3 protein-coding genes are annotated in these 3,081 nt (G+C 65.0%); all 3 read right to left on the bottom strand.

Annotation, left to right across the window (positions count from 1 at the left end; all coding sequences use genetic code 11):
• Nucleotides 1-286: 286 nt before the first annotated feature.
• The 3 genes from H8B02_RS46480 to phaZ all read right to left on the bottom strand — a co-directional run bounded on the left by H8B02_RS46480 (nucleotide 287) and on the right by phaZ (nucleotide 2,979).
• Nucleotides 287-1,504: an acyl-CoA dehydrogenase family protein gene (locus tag H8B02_RS46480; protein ID WP_229172403.1), complete on the bottom strand. Its 1,218-nt coding sequence runs from the start codon at nucleotides 1,502-1,504 to the stop codon at nucleotides 287-289.
• 90 nt (nucleotides 1,505-1,594) lie between these two features.
• Entirely contained in the window at nucleotides 1,595-2,023 is a 429-nt protein-coding gene (locus H8B02_RS46475; RefSeq protein WP_143046799.1) for a phasin family protein, read from the bottom strand.
• A 23-nt stretch (nucleotides 2,024-2,046) separates the two neighbouring features.
• Complete coding sequence (gene phaZ, locus H8B02_RS46470) at nucleotides 2,047-2,979, bottom strand: poly(3-hydroxyalkanoate) depolymerase (RefSeq protein ID WP_229172402.1); 933 nt, start codon at nucleotides 2,977-2,979, stop codon at nucleotides 2,047-2,049.
• Between the last annotated feature and the right edge of the window lie 102 nt (nucleotides 2,980-3,081).

Raw genomic sequence — 3,081 nt, 5'->3', positions numbered from 1 at the left:
CGCCGCCGCCGGCTTTGCCGCCGCACTCGTTGCCCTCGGCATGCTGTCGCGGACAACCGCCGAAGCCGGCCACGGCAGCCTGCCCCCGGCGGAGTGAACCAGGTCTCCTTCGGACGTGTGACCAGTCGCGTGGCAGCATCTCCGTCATTGCGAGCCACCCGGTCGGCGCGCAGCGCCGCCGGATGACAGGCTCCGCGAAGCAATCCATCTCACCACTTGTGGAAACGTGGATTGCTTCGTCACTAACGCTCCTCGCAATGACGGAATTGGATACTTTCGCAACGCCTCAGACGAAGGCGCTCAATCCCGTGATCGACTTGCCGACGATCAGGGTGTTCATCTCGCGGGTGCCCTCATAGGAATAGATCGCCTCGGCATCGGCCACGAAGCGGCCGATATGGTTCTCGAGCAGGATGCCGTTGCCGCCAAGCAGCTCGCGCGCATAGCCGACGGTCTCGCGGCACTTGACGGTGCAGAACGCTTTCGCCAGCGAGGCATGCTCGTCCAGCATCACGCCCTCGTGCTGCATCTGTCCGAGCCGCAGCATCATCGCCTGCGTCGCGGTGACATTGCCGAGCATCCGGACCAGCAGATCCTGCACCAGCTGGAAGCCGCCGATCGGTCTGCCGAACTGCTGCCGCTCGGTTGCATAACGCAGCGCATGCTCGTAGGCGCCCATCGCGCAGCCGACGGCAAACCACGCCACGCCGGTGCGGGTCATACGCAGCACCTTGGCGGTGTCCTTGAAGGAGTTGGCGTTCTGCAGCCGGTCCGCCTCGGGCACGCGGCAGTCCTTCAGCGTGATCAGGCCGTTCTGCACCACGCGTAGCGCCATCTTGGTCTTGATCTTCTCGACCGAGAAGCCGGGATTGTCCTTGGCCACGACAAAGCCCTTGACCTGGTTGGAGCCTTCCTCGCGCGCCCAGATCACGTTGATGTCGGCGAAGGTGGCGTTGCCGATCCACTTCTTCTGGCCGTTGAGAATCCAGACGTCGCCCTCGCGCCGGCAGGTGGTGAGCATCCCGCCCGACGTCGCCGAGCCGACCAGCGGCTCCGTGAGGCCAAACGAGCCGATCTTCTCGAAGCGCATCATCGCAGGCAGCCAGCGCTGCTTCTGGGCCTCGTCGCCGCACAGATAGATCGAGCCCGCCGAAAGTCCGGTGTGCACGCCCCAGAAGGTCGCGACCGAGGAATCGACCCGCGCCAGCTCCATCGCGACAAAGCCGTTCAGCAGCCAGCTGCCGCCGGCCGCGCCATAGCCCTGGTAGCCGACACCGCCGATGCCGATTTCGGCCATCTTCGGGATGATCGCGAATGGAAATTCGTCGCGGCTCCAGAACTCTTCGATAACCGGCGCGACCACGCCCTCCGTGAACTCGCGCACGCGCCGCACCAGCGCGCGCTCCTTCTCATTGAGGACGGTGGCAATCCCGTAGAAGTCGCCGTTGATCGGCGGCGGCGCGTAATCCGGCTTGGCTGACCGTGTCGCCTGCGCGTTAGCCATGGTGTCCTCCCTGATGCATGGCGATGCTTCGCCCTTATCTCGCGCTCCCGACAGGACCCACGCCCTGCCGGGATTCATCTCATCGTGACGTCAGGTTGGCTTGTTCGGGCGGACGCTGGCGCGGAACTCCTCGAAATTCTCCTTCATCCGGTCCTGGATGATCTTCACCGCTTCCGTGGTCGACTGCCGCGCCGTCGACGCGCTGTCCTGCGCGCCCTTGACCGCGATGTCGAACACCTTTCGCGCGAATTCGGTTTGCAGAGCGAGGTTCTCATGAATCTTGCCGAGCGGCTTGTACTCGCGCGCCAGCGTCGAGGCCTCGCGCAAGCCGGCCTCAATCACCTCGCGCTGCTTCTGCGCCACCGATTGCGCGCCCTGGGCCGCAACCTTCGCGCTCTGGCCGAGCGCCTCGAGGTTCTTCTTCTGGGCTTGCAGCAATTCGTCCACGTTCAGCTTCGGCAAGCCGAGATCACTGCCGAACTTCCGCAGCATGTCGATATAAGAGGTATTGTCGGTCACGATATCCTCCCTGGTTGCTGTGTTTAAGGCTTCTGCTGTCCGCCTCCGGACGTTGGAACGAGATCCCTGAAGTAGCTCGTCGTGCGCGAGAGCAGGGATGACGACACGGCCTGACGGCTCTCGTCGGCCAGAAACGCTTCGATCAAGTCGGCGGTTTCCTTTGGCCGCGTCACCATGAACAGGTGTCCGTCGTCGATCAGGCGCAGCTCGGCGTTCGGGATCAGGCTCGCCATGATCTGACCGTTGACCGAAGGGACCAGCGGATCGTCACTGCCCATCAGGATCAGCGTCGGCTGCGGCAGCGACCACAGCCAGGGCAGGCTGGTCCAGCCGGTCATCGCTAGCAGTTGATAAAGATAGCCCAGGCTGCGCGCACCATGCATCGCGGCCGCATGCCGGCCGATCAATGACGGATCGGCGCGAAACGCCCCGCCATAGATGTCGGCGGCGATCGATTTCATGTAGCCCTTGTCGGTGTAGCGGCGCGGCGTCGCCATCTTCCACAGCACCGCAGGGCTTGCCGGCACCATGGTGAAACCCGGCGCGGTCGCGGCAAGCACCAGGCGGCGGCAGCGCTTTGGAAACTGATGCGCGAATTGCTGCGCGATGCCACCGCCCCAGGACACCCCGGCGACATCGACCTCGGCGTAGCCCAGCTCCGCAACGAGCCCGGCGGCGAGCCGCGCCAGGGTCGACGGACGATACGGCCACGCCGGCCTTGGCGATCCGCCGACCCCGGGCACGTCGAAGATGATGGCGGTGGTGCCGGTCAGCGCGTCGAGGAACGGCTTCGCCAGCTCCCAGTTGGCGCCGATCCCGTTGAACAGCAGCAGTGGCGGTCCGCTGCCGCCGCCATGCCTGACCGCGACCTGAAGCACCTGGTCGTCGACCGTCATCTGCCGGGTTTCGATCGCGCCCGGTTCGGCCTTATGCCCGCTGGTGATATTGTCAATCAAAGACGTACGTCCCCGGTGCGGCACCAAGAGTCGGGTGACGGTCGCTGCCGAGCGAGGCAGGCGACGCCACCTCTTCGCCCGAGCGCGCATGCAGCCAGTCGC

This window comes from Bradyrhizobium altum, assembly GCF_020889705.1.
GTDB lineage: Bacteria > Pseudomonadota > Alphaproteobacteria > Rhizobiales > Xanthobacteraceae > Bradyrhizobium > Bradyrhizobium altum.
This window is presented reverse-complemented; position numbering and strand designations above follow the sequence as displayed.